The sequence below is a fragment of the Achromobacter pulmonis genome, assembly GCF_002885955.2.
GTDB classification, from domain to species: Bacteria; Pseudomonadota; Gammaproteobacteria; order Burkholderiales; family Burkholderiaceae_B; genus Achromobacter; species Achromobacter pulmonis_A.
This window is the reverse complement of sequence record NZ_POQS01000002.1, coordinates 784376-799654: the sequence shown is the minus strand read 5'-3', so window position 1 is coordinate 799654 and position 15279 is coordinate 784376. Positions and strand designations below refer to the sequence as shown.

The window sequence follows — 15279 nt, the reverse complement described above, 5'->3', positions numbered from 1 at the left end:
CGTATGAACAAACGTCATGCCGGTTTGTCGGCATTGATGTCTCTGGTGTTGTTGGCCGGCTGCAGCGAGGTCAACCAGCTCCTGGGCAATGAAGAGTCCGTCAATTACAAGAGCGCAGTCACGCAGCGCGGAGAGCCCCTCAGCATTCCGCCCGATCTGACCCAGGCCAACAGCGATCCGCGCTACCGCGCGCCCGCCTCGGGCTCGACCACCTATTCGCAATTCCAGCAGCAGGGCCAGGCCCAGGCCAGCGCGCCCAAGACCAGCAACGTGCTGCCCGCGCGCAACGACATGCGCGTCGAGCGCGACGGCGACCTGCGCTGGCTGGTCGTGGACCGTCCGCCCGAGGACGTGTTCCCGCGCCTGGTGGACTTCTGGACCGAAAACGGCTTCACCGTCGCCAGCAACAACCCGAGCGCCGGCCTGATCGAAACCGACTGGGCGGAAAACCGCGCCAAGATCCCCGAAAGCTGGCTGCGTCAGGCCCTGGGCATGATCCTGGAATCGGCCTGGGATAGCGGCGAGCGCGAGAAATTCCGCACGCGCGTCGAACGCGTCAACGGCCACACCGAAGTCTACGTCAGCCATCGCCAGATGCTGGAAAAGCGCGTCGGCGTCGACGGCGGCCAGGTGCAATGGCAGAACGGCAAGGAAGATCCGGGCCTGAACGCCGCCATGCTGGCGCGCATGATGGTGTACCTGGGCTCCGACGTCGACAACGCCCGCAAGCTGGTGCAGCAGGCCGAGGCCTCGCCACAGAAGCCGGCCGTGCAGCAGGACGTGCGCGCGCAGGGCACCTCGCTGGTCGTCAGCGAATCGTTCGACCGCGCCTGGCGCCGCGTCGGCGTGGCGCTGGACGGCGGCGGCTTCGCCGTGGACGATCGCGACCGTTCGGCCGGCGACTACTTCGTCCGCTACGTCGACACCGACACCGGCGAGAAGATCGAGCAGCCCGGCTTCTTCAGCCGCATGTTCTCCGGCGACAAGAAGGCCGAGGCGCCGCAATACCGCATCCACCTGGCCGGCTCCGGCGACCAGACTCTGGTGACGGTGCTCGACGCCAACGGCGCGCGCGACAACAGCGCCACCGCCCAGCGCCTGCTGAGCGTGCTGAAGGACAAGATGTAATCGGTACGGCGCGGCGCTCGGGCGCCGCCCGGATCGAGCAAAGAGGCCCCGTCGTCATGACGGGGCCTCTTTTTTTTGCGTCCTGCCTGCGCGTGGACGCCGACGCAAGCAGGCCCCGACAGTTCGCACTGTCGGGGCCTGCCTGCTTCCTCTCCGAGCGGGGGTTCGTCGCTGAGTGGAATCAGGAAGCGGGCGTGGTGGATCCGCCCGGCGTGGTCGTGCCGCCGCCCGGCGTGGTGCCCGGGGTGGGGGCCGGAGCCGGCGTGGTGGGGGCAGGCGTGCTGGCGCCCGGAGCGGGGTTGGTCGCGGGCGCCGAAGCATCTTCCTTCTTGTTGCAGGCGCTGAGCGCAACAGCCAGCACCGACGCAATAATCAAGGTTTTGCTCATCATTTTTAGACTCCTGTAGATGACGACTCTTGAAACCCCGTTAGGGGAAACCAGTATTCAGGCTACAGGAACACGCAGGCCGATCGCGTGTGAAAGTTAAAAAGGTGGCTTCCCAACGGCAACAAACCTTTCAGCTTCGTGTTATGTCTTTCTTGATGTGACGCCGCGCACAGACCTGATTTCGTTCTGTGCAGGACGGATACGTACCCGTTTCCAGATGCTACGCCGCCACGTAGTGGATCCAGCCCGAATCCAGCCAGTCCGCCAGGCACGAGCGCGCCTCGTCGGACAGCCGCGCGCAGGACGGATCGGCGCAGTCCAGGCTGCGCGCATCGGCCAGCGCGCGCAGCGCGGTTTCGGCCGGCGCCATGGCCGTCTCGCCGTTGATGAACAGCTGCTTGCCGCGATACAGCATGCGGCTGCGGCGGTCCAGCACCAGGCGGCCGCCGGCGGGCCAGTCCTCTTCCAGATCCACGTCCATGCCTTCCGGGGCGTCGAACACGCTGAGGTTGTTCGGCTCGGTCAGCCAGCAGCCCAGAAAGCGCGAGGCCAGGGCGTCGTCGAAACGCAGCTTCTCGACGGTTTGCAGCGTCGCGGCGACCAGCGCGTCGGGCAGCGCGGCCGGCGTGTCCACGGCCGGCTGGCCGGGGTCGCGGTAGACCGCGGACAGCTTCGGGCCGGGCAGGGCGGGTTCGCCGTAAGGGCCGCCCAGGAGGCCGACGCGCGCCATGACCTGGTCGGCGGCCGCCTCCAGCAGGCCGCGCGCCAGCGTGGCCTGCGTGGGCGCGCGAAAGCCGATGGAGATGGTCATGCAGCCGTCGCCCACCGCGACGCCGTCGTGCGCGGCCTGCGGCGGCAGGTACAGCATGTCGCCGGGGGCGAGCACCGCCTTTTCCTCGGGCTCGAAGCGGCTCAGTATCTTCAGCGGCAGGCCGGGCGTGAGCGACAGGTCCTTCTGGCGTCCGTAGCGCCATTCGCGCTCGCCGGCGGCCTGCAGCAGGAACACGTCGTAGCTGTCGAAATGCGGGCCCACGCCGCCGCCGTGGCTGGCGATGCTGATCATCACGTCGTCAAGGCGGGCGTCGGGTATGAAGCGGAACAGCTGCATCAGTTCCGACGCGGCGTCGCTGTGCAGGTCCACGCTTTGCACCAGCAGCGTCCAGTCGCCTTCGTTGTCTTTGGGCAGGCGTGCGAAGGGGCCGTTCTCCATCTGCCATTCGCCGTTCTCGCGCCAGATCAGGCGCGACTCCACGTCGTCGCGGCGCGCCAGCTTCTTGATGGCGGCGATGGTGACCGGCGGCTTGAAGCCCGGGATGGCCTGGCGGATCAGGAGCGGCTTGCGCTGCCAGTAGCGGCGCATGAAGTCGTTGGGGCTCTGGTCGCCCAGCAGCGTCAAGGGTCGGTCGAGGTTCATTGGAGGTGCTTCTTCAAGCGGTAAAGGGCGTCCAGCGCTTCGCGCGGGGTGAGGCTGTCGGGGTCGATGGCGGCGAGCTCCTCGCGCAGGGCGTCCAGGACCTCGAAGGCATCGGAGCGCTCGGCCGCGGCGTCGGCCTGGGCGTCGGCCTCGGCGGCGGCCGCGAACAGGCCGAGCTGCGGCGTGGGCGCGCCCTGGGCTTCCAGGCGTTCCAGTTCGCGCGTGGCCTGGCGGATCACCGCCGGCGGCACGCCGGCGCGCTGGGCCACCTGGATACCGTAGCTGCGGCTGGCGGGGCCTTCGCGCACTTCGTGCAGGAACACGATGCCGCCGGCGGATTCGGCCGCGGCCAGGTGCACGTTGGCCGAGGCCGGCTGTTCGGCCGGCAGGCGGGTCAGTTCGAAGTAGTGGGTGGCGAACAGCGTCAGCGCGCGGTTGTGCGCCAGCAGCCGGCAGGCGATGGCCCAGGCCAGCGCCAGGCCGTCGTAGGTCGAGGTGCCGCGGCCGATCTCGTCCATCAGCACCAGGCTGTTGGGCGTGCTGGCCGAGAGGATGGCGGCGGCCTCGGTCATCTCCATCATGAAGGTCGAGCGCCCGCCGGCCAGGTCGTCGGCCGCGCCGATGCGGGTGAAGATGCGGTCGATCCGGCCGATGCGCGCGCGCGCCGCCGGCACGAAGCTGCCGATGCGCGCCAGCAGCACGATTAGCGCCACCTGCCGCATATAGGTCGATTTACCGCCCATGTTCGGGCCGGTGATCAGCAGCATGCGGCGCGCCGGCTCCAGCCGGCAGCCGTTGGGCGTGAAGCGTTCGATGGCGTGCTCGACCACCGGATGGCGGCCGGCCTCGATGTCGATGTCGGCCTGCTCGGACAGCTCGGGCGCGACCCAGTCGTGGCGGCGCGCATGCTCGGCCAGCGCCGCCAGCGTGTCCAGCTCGGCCAGCGCGGCGGCGCAGTCCGACAGCGGGCGCACGTGTTCGGCGAGCACGTCCAGCAACTGCTCGAACAGCCATTTCTCGCGCGCCAGCGAACGGTCCTGGGCCGACAGCACCTTGTCTTCCCAGGTCTTGAGTTCGGGCGTGATGTAGCGTTCGGCGTTCTTCAGCGTCTGGCGGCGGCGGTAGTCCTCGGGCACCTTGGCGGTCTGGCCCTTGGTGACTTCGATATAGAAGCCGTGCACGCGGTTGAACTCCACGCGCAGGTTGCCGATGCCGGTGCGCTCGCGCTCGCGCGCTTCGAGCTGGACCAGGAAGTCGCCGCCGTCGGCCGCCAGCGCGCGCAATTCGTCCAGCTCGGCGTCGAAGCCCGCGGCCAGCACGCCGCCGTCGCGGATGGCGACGGCGGGCTCGGCCGCAATGGCGCGCGCCAGCAGCGCGGCCAGCGCCGGGTCGACCGACAGGTGCGAGATCAATTCGCCCAGCCGCGGCGAGTCGGCCATGGGTTCGACCAGGTCGCGCAGCGCCGGCAGGGCCTGCAGCGCGTCGCGCAGGCTGGCCAGCTCGCGCGGGCGCACCGAACGCAGCGCCAGGCGCGTGGCGATGCGCTCGATGTCCGGAAAGGCGTTGAGCGCGCCGCGCAGCGATTCCAGCAGCCCGGCCGAGCCAAAGCCGGCCGCACCGAAGGTCTGCTCCACGTCCATGCGGCCGGCCAGCAGCGCGGAAATCGCCTGCTGGCGCGCCTGTGCCTGCTGGTTCTCGCGCAAGGGGTGATGCAGCCAGCGGCGCAGCAGGCGGCTGCCCATCGGCGTGCGGCAGCCGTCCAGCAGCGAGAACAGCGTGGGCGAATCTTCGCCGGACAAGGTCTGCGTCAGCTCCAGGTTGCGCCGCGTGACCGGGTCCAGCAGCACGTACTGCCCGGCGCGTTCGGCCGACAGGCTTTGCACGTGGGCCAGGGCCTGCGACTGCGTGCGGGCCGCGTAGCGCAGCAGGGCGCCGGCGGCGCAGACGCCGGCCGGCATGTCCTCGACGTCGAAACCGGCCAGCGTGTCGGTCTTGAAATGCGACAGCAGGTGCGCGCGCGCGCTGTCGGCCTCGAAGTGCCAGTCCGGCACGCGCGTGCGCGCGCATTCGAACGGAAAATCGAACTCCGCGCTGTCCGCGCAGATCACCTCGGCCGGCGCCACCCGGTGCAGTTCCGATTCCAGCTGGGCCGGCGCGCATTCGGTCACGCGGAACTCGCCGCTGGCCAGGTTCAGCCAGGCCAGGCCGGCGCGCGGCGCCCGCGCCGGGCCGGTGACGAAGGCGGCGGCCAGCGCGCGGTCGGCCTTGGCCGGCAGCAGCGCGTCATCGGTCAGCGTGCCGGGGGTCACGATGCGCACGATGCGGCGCTCGACCGGCCCCTTGGACGCGGCCGGATCGCCGATCTGCTCGCAGATGGCGACCGACTCGCCCATCGCGACCAGGCGGGCCAGGTACTGCTCCATGGCGTGCACCGGCAGGCCCGCCATCGGGATCGGCGTGCCGTTGGAAGAGCCGCGCTTGGTCAGCGTCAGATTGAGCAGCCGCGCGCCGCGCTCCGCATCTTCGTAGAACATTTCATAGAAATCGCCCATGCGGTAGAACAGCAGCAAAGGACCGGCCTCCGCCTTCAGGCGGAGGTATTGCTGCATCATGGGAGTGTGGCCCGCGAGGGCGTCGGCGGCGGAGTGGGGCGTTGCAGAATTCATGCCCGTGATTGTATCGGGCGGCGCGTGGGATGGGGGCGGCGCACGATGCCCATCCCACGGCCGGCCAAGCGTATACGGACTTGCCGCAAGCAGGATTGAACCCGCCATTCGGGGCCGGCTACAATCGACGGCAACACGGCCCGCCCCTCTGCGTCGAAAGATGTACGGGCGGGTTTTCTCGTTTTTGGGCCAGTCTCGTTTTGGGGCCAGCAATGTACGCCTATGACAAGCCCTATCTGAGCTTCGAACAGCAGCTGGCCTTGCTGAAAACGCGGGGCTTGACCGTCACCGATGACGCCGCGGCGCTGTCCTGCCTGCAGCGGATAGGGTATTACCGCTTGAGCGCCTACTGGTATCCGCTGCGCCGGATCGGGAAGTCCGCCGGCACCAGCGGACAGCCGTTACGGCGGCTCGATGAGTTTCAACCGGACAGCAGCTTCGAGCAGGTCTTGTCGCTGTACGTTTTCGACAAACGGCTGCGCCTGCTGGTGCTCGATGCCGTCGAACGTATCGAAGTTGCCTTGCGGGTGGATGTGTCCTACCTGCTGGGGGCCAGGGATCCGTTTGCGCACTCGAATCCCGCGCTGCTGCATGGCAACTTCGCCAGGAAGGTCATTCCCGCCAGCGGGCGCACCCGTCACCAGGTCTGGCTGGAGCGGTACCGGAACGTGGTGTCGCGTTCGAAAGAGGACTTTGTCAGGCACTACCAGCAGAAGTATGGCGAGCCGTTGCCGATCTGGGTGGCCGTCGAGCTGTGGGAGTTCGGAATGCTGTCGACCTTTTATCAGGGCATGAAGGTGGACGATGCAAGCGCAATCGCGGCGAAGTACGGGCTGCCCGGATGGCAGTTGATGCAAAGCTGGCTGCGGTCGGTGAATTTCGTTCGGAATGTGGCGGCTCACCATAGCTGGCTCTGGAACAAGAATCTAATCGATCAGCCCAAGTTGCCCGCGCCGGGACAGGTTCGTGCTTTCGATGTTCTGCTGGGGCGGCCGGCCGTGGGTTCGCGCTTGTTCATCGTGCTTTGCATCCTGCTGCATTTCGTCCGGATGGCAAGCCCGAATTCGAGCTGGCCGGTCCGTCTGCGGCAGCATCTGGAGAGTTTTCCGGCGGGCTCGCGCCTGTCGCTTGCAGACATGGGATTTCCGTCCGACTGGCGCAAGCATCCGTTGTGGCAGCCATGACGCCTCAAGTACGCTAGGCTGCAAGCCTCGATAGACCGTACTCACTTATGCAGACCCTCACCATTGCCGAAACGCTGGACGCCAGCGCCCGCATCACCATCGCCAGCGGAGCGCATATGGCCGAGTTCGCGCCCGACGGCGGCGGGCGGCTGACGCGGCTGGCCACGGGCGGGCATGACTGGATCGTGCCGCTGACCGATACCGCGTGGCCGGCGGCGCGTTGGCCGCGCGCCGGCAGTTATCCGCTGGCGCCTTACGCCAACCGCATCCGCGACGGGGTGTTCGTGTTCGACGGCGCGCGCCACGCGCTGCAATCGCTGCCGGGGCGGCCGCACGCGATCCACGGCGCCGGGCTGTACCTGCCCTGGCGCGTGCGCAACCATGCCGCGGACAGCGTCGATCTGGTGCTGGAGCAGCCGGCCGGCGTGCTGGGCTGGCCCTGGGCCTTCGAGTGCGTGCAGCGCTACCGGCTGGATGCGCGCGGGCTGAGCGTGGCGCTGTCCATCGTCAACCAGGGCGAGACGCCGATGCCGTTCGGGTTGGGGCTGCATCCTTATTTCACGGCGCAGCGGGTGACGCTGCATGCCCGGCGCCTTTGGCCGGCGGACGCCGAGGGGCTGCCGACGGGCAGCCGGGTGGGGCATGTGCGCGAGCTGCGGCTTTCGGCCGAGGGCTGCGATACCTATCTGTCGCAATGGGAGGGGCGCGCCACGCTGCACTGGCCGCAGGGCCACCGGTTGTCCATGCACGCCGATCCGGCTTTCGCGCACCTGGTGGTGTACTCGGCGCCGGGGTCGGACTTTCTTTGCGTGGAACCGGTGACCAACGTGGCGGACGCTTTCAACCTGGCGGCCGGCGGCGATGCGCGCACCGGCATGCGGGTGCTGGAGCCGGGCGCGCGTTTCAGCGCGACCGCCTTGCTGGGCCTGGAACCGGCGTTTTGAAAGCGCCCCCGGCTGCGGCGATAATCCGGGCAAACCAAGTCCAGGGAGTCGCGTCGTGAAAAAGCTCAGCACCGAACAATTGCAGGCCGCAGCCGAGATCCTGCGCAGGGTTCAGGCCAGGCTGGCCCGCAGCGGCAACCTGCCGCTGGAGCCCACGCTCTACGCCTGTGCCAAGGGCTTTCGGCGCAGCGTGCCGGACTATCTGTGGGCATGGATGTCCGGCCTGCTGGCGCCGCACAAGAGCCTGTCGGCCTGGATGGACGCGCACCAGCCGGGCTGGCGCGAAGGCAAGATTCCGGCCGCCGCGGTCTACGCGCGCACCGAGAACGGCTGGTTCGAATGGCTGATCGCCGAACTGGAAGCCGAGATCAAGGACCCCCACGCCCGCGCCAGGCGCCAGGCGCAGGGGTAGGGCTAGAACCCCTCCAGCACGACCTTGCCGCGCGCCTTGCCGCTTTCGATGAAAGCGTGGGCGCGGCGCAGGTTTTCGGCGTTGATCCTGCCGTAGTGTTCGCCCAGCGTAGTGCGCAGGGTGCCGCCGTCGATCAGCCGGGCCGCCTGGTTCAGCAATTCGTGCTGGGCGATCAGGTCGGGCGTGTCGTGCAGGGGCCGGGCGAACATGAATTCCCAGTGCAGCGAGGCGGACTTGGCTTTCAGCAGCCGCACGTCGATGGCGGCGGGATCGTCGATCAGGGCGACCCTGCCTTGCGGCGCGATGGCCTCGGCGATCTGCGGGAAGTGCTGGTCGGTGTGGGTCAGCGCGGCAATGTCGCTGACGTGCTCGAAGCCGATGCGCTTGAGTTCCCCGGTCAGGGGCCGGGTGTGGTCGATGACGTGATGCGCGCCCAGCTCGCGCACCCAGGCCTGGGTTTCCGGACGGGACGCGGTGCCGATCACGGTCAGGCCCGTGAGCTGGCGGGCCAGCTGCACGAGTATCGATCCCACGCCGCCGGCCGCGCCGATGACGAGCAGGCTGCGCTGGCTGGGCGCGCGGTTGTCCAGCACGCGCAGCCTGTCGAACAGCAATTCCCACGCGGTGATGGTGGTCAGCGGCAAGGCGGCGGCCTGGGCGTAGTCCAGGCTGGCCGGCATCGCGCCGACGATGCGTTCGTCGACGGCATGCAGTTCGCTGTTGGCGCCGGGGCGGGTCAGCGCGCCCGCGTACCAGACCCGGTCGCCGGGCTTGAACAGGCTGGTCTTGGGGCCGACGGCCCGCACGACGCCGGCGGCGTCCCAGCCGATGATCTCAGGCTGGCCGTCCTTGGGCTTGCGGTTGGCGCGGATTTTCACGTCCACCGGATTGACGGAAATGGCGCGGACTTCGACCAGCAGGTCGCGGTCGCCGGGCACGGGATCGGCGGCGGTGATGTCCTGCAGGGACTCGGGGTGGTCGGCGGGCAGGTTCTTGAAGTAGGCGATGGCTTTCATGGATGGGCTCGCTTCGGGTCAGAGGGTGGCGCGGACGACGGGTTAGGAACACAAGCATGATTACCCAGTCCGCAACAATGAAAAACGGGCTAGCATCGCAGTCAGTTTCAAACATCCGTTGAAAATGAGAGCGGGCATGGTGCGCTTCGAGGACCTCAGGATCTTTCTGGCCGCGGCCGACCAGGGCAGTTTCTCGGCCGCTGCGCGCGAGCTGGACCTGACGCCGGCGGCGGCCAGCGCCGCGCTCAAGCGCCTGGAGCAGGCGCTGGACGCGCGCCTGTTCGTGCGCTCCACCCGCAGCCTGCGGCTGACCGGCGACGGCGAGCGCTACCTGGAGTACGCCCGTTCCGCCATTTCCACGCTGGAGGCGGGCAAGAACGCGGTGGCGCGCAGCAAGACGGAGATCTCGGGCGCCTTGTCGGTGTCGATCCCGTCGGACCTGGGCCGGCACGTGCTGCTGCCCTGGCTCGACGAGTTCCAGCAGCAGCACCCGCGCGTCAGTTTCCAGGTGCGGATCAGCGACCGCCTCGCCGATCTTTACCGCCAGCCGGTCGACCTCGCGGTGCGCTACGGCCAACCCGCCGATTCGGGGCTGGTGGCTTTGCCGCTGTCAGAGCACAACCGCCGCACGGTCTGCGCCTCGCCCGCCTATTTCGCGCGCCACGGCATGCCCCAGGCGCCGGCGGACCTGCGCCGCCACAACTGCCTGTCGTTCGTGCTGGGCGAAACGCTGCACGACCGCTGGACGTTTCTGCGCGCCGACGGCTCCGCCCTGACGGTGCCGGTCAAGGGCGACCGCGTGGGCGACGACGGCGAGCTCGTGCGCCGGTGGGCGCTTGCAGGCCACGGCGTGGCCTACAAGTCGCGCTACGACGTGCTGTCGGACCTGCGCGCCGGCCGGCTCGTCGAAGCCTTGCCCGATTACACCGGCGAATCCTCGCCGCTGTATCTGCTTTGCGTGCACCGCATGCTGCTGTCGCCGGCCGTGCGGCGCCTGCGCGAATTCCTCCAGGAACGCTTCAGGCAATTCGAGGCAGGCTAGCTGACACGCCGCGCGCTCAATGGTGCGCGTGGCTGGCCCGGTTGGCCGCGCGCGTGCGGGCGGCTTTCTTGGCGGCGGCCGAGCGTCCCGCGGCGCCCTTGGTGGCGGCGGCCTTTTTGGCGGCGGCCGAACGCGCGGCTGCGCTGCGCTTGGAGGCCGACGCGCTTGCATGGCGCGACAGCGCGGAGCGCGACGCCGGCTTGGCGCTCTCGCGCTTCAGGGCCTTGGTGGTGGCGCGGGCGCGCGTGGCGGACTTGGCATGGCCGTCGGCGCCCGCGTGGTTGTCCTGCTCGGCCTTGCGCTTGGTGGCCGTGCTGGCCTTCTTGGGCGCCGGCAGCTTGACGCCGGCGCGGCGGGCCTTGGACAGCCCGATGGCGATCGCCTGCTTGGTGGAGCGCACCCCGTGCTTGCCTTCGCGCACGTGCTCGATTTCCTCGCGCACGAATTCTCCGGCCTGCGTGGATGCGGATTTGCCTTGACGTTTGTCGCGCGCCGCTCGTTCCAGGGTTTTTCGTTCAGGCATGACGATACCTCCTTGCTTGCGTTGCGGATGCGGGTCCGCGTGCGCCGAGTCCGGCGCGACGGAACTCGTAACACCACTCTAGCGCCGTGGGCGTATGCTGTGTGTTCGAATGGATTGCCGGTCGTAAGCGCCGGAACATCGCCGCCGGACCTGCGATTCACGACTCACACCCCTACGCGGAGACGAGCTATGTCGAATCATGTCTACAAGCAAATCGAACTGGTGGGTTCCTCCACCAAGTCCACCGACGACGCCATCACCCAGGCCATCGCGCGCGCATCCGAAACCCTGCGCAATCTGGATTGGTTCGAGGTCACCGAAGTGCGCGGCCACATCAAGGACGGCAAGGTGGCGTACTGGCAGGTCGGCTTGAAGATCGGCATGCGCCTGGAAGGGGACAACTGAGCCCGCGGGCTGCTTCTTTCTTGAGCACGGCTTCCAAGTGACTGTCGGATAAGCGTTTTTTCAGCTTGTCATGCGACTGTTCAGAGGTTTGTCCACATCCGGTGGGGACAAGCCCGGGACGCCGATGGCGTGCGCGAGGCCGCGCCGCCGATGCGCGGACCGGTGCGGGGCGCTGCGCGTTTCTTGCCCGGCTCCCCCAAGTCTTTGGCGGGCAAGGGAATTTTGCAGCTGCGCAGAGACTGTCCTCAGGCTTATCCACATTTCCCGGGGACAACCGGCGGGCCGCGGCGAGGTGGCTGGGCCATTCTTGACCACCGTCTGCAGGTCATTGATGTGCAAGGGGAATCCCAAGCTGCCCTCATGCTGTCCTCATGCTTTTCCACAGAATGCGGGGACAAATCCACACCGGCGGTCCGGCCAGCGCGCCACCGGCGCTTTCCGGTGGATAAACCCGCCCGAAATCATCCAAAAGACGGATTGCGCAGTTTTTGATCGCCGCTTGCAAGTGCTTGGCGCGACAGGGGATTTCGGTTCTACCCCAAGGCTTTCCTCAAGTTTCTCCACAGTCGGCGGGGATAACCGGCAAGGGGGTATCCGCCCCGGCGAAAAAAAAAGCCCTCCGACGCATCGGAGGGCTCGATCGCCTGGAGGTAGGGCAGGCGATCTCTGCCGGCTGGAGCGTGGCTCGCGGCCGGCAACGGCGGCGATCAGGCGTTGAACTTCTTGATCCAGTCCACGTAGCGGTCGATCCAGCCTTGCAGGAACTTGCGCGTGCCTTCGTTGGTGATGTTGTACTGGTCGTCGATGAGGTCTTCGTGGAACTGCAGGAACACCTCGGGCGTGGTCAGGACGTTGGCCCCTTCGGCGGCCAGAATGTTGCGCAGGTGCTGCTGCATCAGCGCGGTGCCGGCGGCGCTGGGCGAGGTGCCGACGATGCCGGCGGCCTTGCCCGCCCAACAATTCGTGCCGTAGGGACGCGTGCCCCAGTCGATGGCGTTCTTGAGGGCGGCCGGCAGCGAGCGGTTGTGCTCGGGGGACACGAACAGGACGCCCTGGGCGTCGGCGACTTGCTGCTTGAGCTTGGCGGCGGGCGCGGGCATGTTGTTTTCGTTGTCCTGGTTGTAGAGCGGCACGTCTCCCAGGCTGACGTAGTCGAACTTGAAGTCCGCGGGCATCAGCTTCTCGAGTGCGCGCGCCAGCCGCAGATTGAACGACGCGGCGCGCAGGCTACCGACGAATACGGCGATCTTGTAGGTGCTCATGAGGCGCATGCTCCAGGCGGTAGAGGAACGGTCAGTGTAGACCTGTCCTGGAGCCGGCTCAATGCGGATTACGCATTTTCTTATTCGGAAAGAGAGCCTGCGGACGGTCTGCGCACTTCGCGCTGGAAAATCTCCAGGCTGAGTTTCTTCGTCCGGATGAAGCTGGGTTCGGACAGCGTTTCCACGGTGCGGGGGCGGGCGTCGCGATACTCCAGGATCTCGGCGACCCGGGTCGGGCGCCTGGTCAGCAGCAGGACCTGGTCGGCCAGGTATACGGCTTCTTCCAGATCGTGCGACACCAGCAGCATGGTGGTGCCGGTCTGCATGAAAACCTCTTGCAGCTTCTCGCGGATGAACAGGGTCATCTCGAAGTCCAGGGCGGAAAAGGGCTCGTCCAGGAACAGCACTTCGGGCCCCGGAGCCAGCGCGCGCATGATGGATGCGGTCTGTTGCTGCCCGCCGGACAGCTCGTACGGATAGCGCTTCAGGTCGAACTTGACGTCGAACGACGCCACCAGCTCTTCCACGCGCGCGTCGACCTGGGCCTTGCTGCGGCCTTCGAGGAGCAGGGGATAGGCGATGTTGTCGATGGTGCGCAGCCAAGGGAACAAGGCTTCGCGGTAGTTCTGGAAGACATAGCCGATCTTGGTCTGCGCGAGCGACTTCCCGTCGAACAGGATCTCGCCCGAATCGACCGGGATCAGGCCGGCGATCATGTTGATCAGGGTGGATTTGCCGCAGCCGTTGGGGCCGAAGACGGACACGATCTTGCCTTTGGGGATGTCGAGGTCGAAGTTCTCGTACAACGGCCAGCCGGCGAAGTATTTGGTCAGCCCGCGTATCGTGATGTGCGTGCCCAGCGGGCCCGGGGTGAAGGGGGCGGCCGCGGGGGCCGGGGCGATGACGGGATTGATGACGGTGGACATTTACCGGCCGCTCCAATGGACGACGCGCTTTTCAAGCACGAGAAAAAGAATGTTCAGCGCATAGCCGAGCGCGCCGGCCGCCAGGATCGAGGCGTACATTTCGCGCACGTTCAGCACCTGCTGCGAGTTGATGATGCGATTGCCCAGCCCGCTGTCGGAACCGATGAACATCTCCGCCACGATGACGATGACCAGCGCCATCGATACGCCGCTGCGCAGCCCCACGAACGTGGGCTGCAGGCTTTCCCAGATCAGCACGTCCTTGAAGATGCGCCAGCGCGACGCGCCCATCACGCGCGCCGCCATGACGCGCTGTTTGCGCGCATTGATCACGCCATAGGCGCTGTTGAACAGGATCACCAGCACCGCCGCGAAGGCGGCGATGGCGATCTTGTTCATGTCGGTGACGCCGAAGATCATCAGAAACAGCGGGATCAGCGCCGAGGACGGCGTGGAGCGGAAGAAGTCGACCAGGAACTCGACGCTGCGGTAGGCCTTTTCGCTGCTGCCCAGCAGCACGCCCAGGGGCACGCCGATCACGCCGGCGATCAGGAAGGCCTGCAGGGTCCGGTTCAGCGACGACAGGAAGTCGCCCAGCAGCGGTCCGCCCGCCATGCCCCTGGCCAGCGCCGCGAGGGCGGCGCCCGGGGTGGGGAGCAGGACGGGGCTGACCAGCTGCAGCCGCAGCACCAGATCCCACACGATGAACAATGCCAGCGGCCCGATCAGCGGCAGCAGGCGGGCGGCGCGGAACCTGCGCGGGGGCCGTTTCGCCTCGGGCGTGGCGGCGGTCAATGCGGTCGCGGTCATGGCTCAGCCCTTGTAAAGCATCGTGGAGACGTCGACCTTCTGCGCGAAGACGCCTTTTTCGGCGAAGAGGTCGAAGTACTTCTGGAAGTACTGGATGTCGCTTGGCGTGAATTCGTCGTAGAGCGTGTAGGCCGCGAGCGGCACGGCCTGCGTCATCGGGCCTTCGATCGCGGTGTAGCCCTTCATGTAGGGGCGCGCCTCGTCGGGCTTGCCGCGGATCAGCTCGATGCCGCGGGCATACGCGGCGATGAATTTCCGGCTTTCCTCGGGATGCTTTTCGAGGAAGGCGGTGGTCAGCGAGGCCGATCCGCCGAACCACGGCGCCATCGGATCGCCCAGCACATACTTGGCGATGACGCCCGCCTCCAGCACGCGGGTGGTGCCGTTGAGCCGGCCCACGGTGCCGGTGGGCTCGAGCGTGTAGCAGGCATCGAGCTGACCGGCGGCGACCGCGGCGACGTGCTGGCTGATCGCCAGTTCGACCACGGTCGCCCCGGTCACGCCGGCGCGCTCCAGCACCGCCTTGGCCAGCGTGGAATTCTGGATGCCGGGCCCGGTTCCCACCCTTTTCCCCTTGAGGTCCGCCATGGATTGGATGGGGCTGTCTTTCGCGACGATGAATTCATCCAGCACGTTGCGCGCGTTGCTGGGATTGGACGCGAAAATCTTGAACAGGCCGGGCGAGGCTATCTCGCCGATGGCCAGGTTGGCCGATCCGGTGCCGTTAGCGCTGCCGTCCGCGCGGCCGGCCAGCATGGCTTCCATGACTTGCTGCGGGCCGGCGAACTTCAGCGCCTCGACGTTGAGGCCAGCCTCCTTGAAGTAGCCCTTTTCCAGGGCCGCGTAGAAGGGCAGGCCGGCCGCGACGGGCCAGAAGCCGATGCGGATGACCGGGCCCGATTGCGCCCGCACAAGCGCGGGCGCCGCCATTGCCGCGGCGCCCAGCGCGGCGCCCCGGATCAGCCGGCGGCGGCTGGCGTTGAAGGCAAAGGGCTTGTTTCGGTCGATCATGCGAGGCTCTCCTGGTCGGCAATGGATATGGCGCTTGTGAACACGCGTGCATATGGAGGACATCAAGCAAGAGCCATGCCAGGCCGCATCCGGCCTGCCGCAACGGCGGCGCAAGGCAGAGGCGGCGTTCGGCTGGTGCGCCGCATGG

Annotated in this window: 15 protein-coding genes; 6 read left to right on the top strand and 9 right to left on the bottom strand. The window is 67.6% G+C overall.

The genetic code is table 11. The annotated features are described in order from the left end of the window. The first annotated feature begins 3 nt into the window (after positions 1–3). Complete coding sequence (gene bamC / locus C1I89_RS09795) at positions 4–1128, top strand: outer membrane protein assembly factor BamC (protein WP_168202091.1); 1125 nt, start codon at positions 4–6, stop codon at positions 1126–1128. A 181-nt stretch (positions 1129–1309) separates the two neighbouring features. On the opposite strand, the gene C1I89_RS09790 is transcribed toward bamC, so the two are convergent. The 3 genes from C1I89_RS09790 to mutS all read right to left on the bottom strand — a co-directional run bounded on the left by C1I89_RS09790 (position 1310) and on the right by mutS (position 5596). After that, a complete protein-coding gene (locus tag C1I89_RS09790; protein WP_102772545.1) occupies positions 1310–1519 on the bottom strand; it encodes an endopeptidase in 210 nt (69 codons plus the stop codon). Positions 1520–1736: 217 nt separating this feature from the next. Beyond that, positions 1737–2930 (bottom strand): ribosomal protein uL16 3-hydroxylase, encoded by a 1194-nt coding sequence (locus C1I89_RS09785; protein WP_102772544.1) that lies wholly within the window; start codon positions 2928–2930, stop codon positions 1737–1739. Beyond that, a complete protein-coding gene (gene mutS, locus C1I89_RS09780; RefSeq protein WP_246842336.1) occupies positions 2927–5596 on the bottom strand; it encodes a DNA mismatch repair protein MutS in 2670 nt (889 codons plus the stop codon). Before mutS ends, C1I89_RS09785 begins: the two co-directional genes overlap by 4 nt. A 212-nt stretch (positions 5597–5808) precedes the next feature. On the opposite strand from mutS, the gene C1I89_RS09775 reads away from it, so the two are divergent. Genes C1I89_RS09775 through C1I89_RS09765 form a run of 3 tightly spaced genes read left to right on the top strand, consistent with a single transcriptional unit; the run spans position 5809 to position 8136 of the window. Next, positions 5809–6780 (top strand): Abi family protein, encoded by a 972-nt coding sequence (locus C1I89_RS09775; RefSeq protein WP_102772542.1) that lies wholly within the window; start codon positions 5809–5811, stop codon positions 6778–6780. A gap of 47 nt (positions 6781–6827) precedes the next feature. Next, positions 6828–7724 carry an aldose 1-epimerase gene (locus C1I89_RS09770; RefSeq protein ID WP_102772541.1) on the top strand — a complete coding sequence of 299 codons (897 nt, stop codon included), beginning with the start codon at positions 6828–6830 and terminating at the stop codon, positions 7722–7724. Positions 7725–7779: 55 nt separating this feature from the next. After that, positions 7780–8136, top strand: a complete 357-nt coding sequence (locus C1I89_RS09765; protein WP_102772540.1) for a hypothetical protein — start codon at positions 7780–7782, stop codon at positions 8134–8136. Between the two features lie 2 nt (positions 8137–8138). Here the strand turns inward: C1I89_RS09765 and C1I89_RS09760 are convergent, their stop codons facing one another. After that, a complete protein-coding gene (locus tag C1I89_RS09760; protein WP_102772539.1) occupies positions 8139–9152 on the bottom strand; it encodes a zinc-binding alcohol dehydrogenase family protein in 1014 nt (337 codons plus the stop codon). 136 nt (positions 9153–9288) lie between these two features. On the opposite strand from C1I89_RS09760, the gene C1I89_RS09755 reads away from it, so the two are divergent. After that, on the top strand, positions 9289–10194 hold the full coding sequence (locus tag C1I89_RS09755; RefSeq protein ID WP_102772538.1) for a LysR family transcriptional regulator: 906 nt from the start codon (positions 9289–9291) through the stop codon (positions 10192–10194). Between the two features lie 16 nt (positions 10195–10210). Here the strand turns inward: C1I89_RS09755 and C1I89_RS09750 are convergent, their stop codons facing one another. Then, on the bottom strand, positions 10211–10717 hold the full coding sequence (locus tag C1I89_RS09750; RefSeq protein ID WP_102772537.1) for a DUF6496 domain-containing protein: 507 nt from the start codon (positions 10715–10717) through the stop codon (positions 10211–10213). Positions 10718–10906: 189 nt separating this feature from the next. On the opposite strand from C1I89_RS09750, the gene C1I89_RS09745 reads away from it, so the two are divergent. Then, a complete protein-coding gene (locus C1I89_RS09745) occupies positions 10907–11122 on the top strand; it encodes a dodecin (protein WP_102772536.1) in 216 nt (71 codons plus the stop codon). Positions 11123–11829: 707 nt separating this feature from the next. Here C1I89_RS09745 and C1I89_RS09740 read toward each other — a convergent pair. The 4 genes from C1I89_RS09740 to C1I89_RS09725 all read right to left on the bottom strand — a co-directional run bounded on the left by C1I89_RS09740 (position 11830) and on the right by C1I89_RS09725 (position 15131). Further along, positions 11830–12384, bottom strand: a complete 555-nt coding sequence (locus tag C1I89_RS09740) for an NADPH-dependent FMN reductase (protein WP_102772535.1) — start codon at positions 12382–12384, stop codon at positions 11830–11832. A gap of 80 nt (positions 12385–12464) precedes the next feature. After that, entirely contained in the window at positions 12465–13310 is an 846-nt protein-coding gene (locus C1I89_RS09735; protein WP_102772534.1) for an ABC transporter ATP-binding protein, read from the bottom strand. After that, positions 13311–14120, bottom strand: a complete 810-nt coding sequence (locus tag C1I89_RS09730; RefSeq protein WP_181390913.1) for an ABC transporter permease — start codon at positions 14118–14120, stop codon at positions 13311–13313. A 3-nt stretch (positions 14121–14123) separates the two neighbouring features. Continuing rightward, entirely contained in the window at positions 14124–15131 is a 1008-nt protein-coding gene (locus C1I89_RS09725) for an ABC transporter substrate-binding protein (RefSeq protein WP_102772533.1), read from the bottom strand. Positions 15132–15279 lie beyond the last annotated feature (148 nt).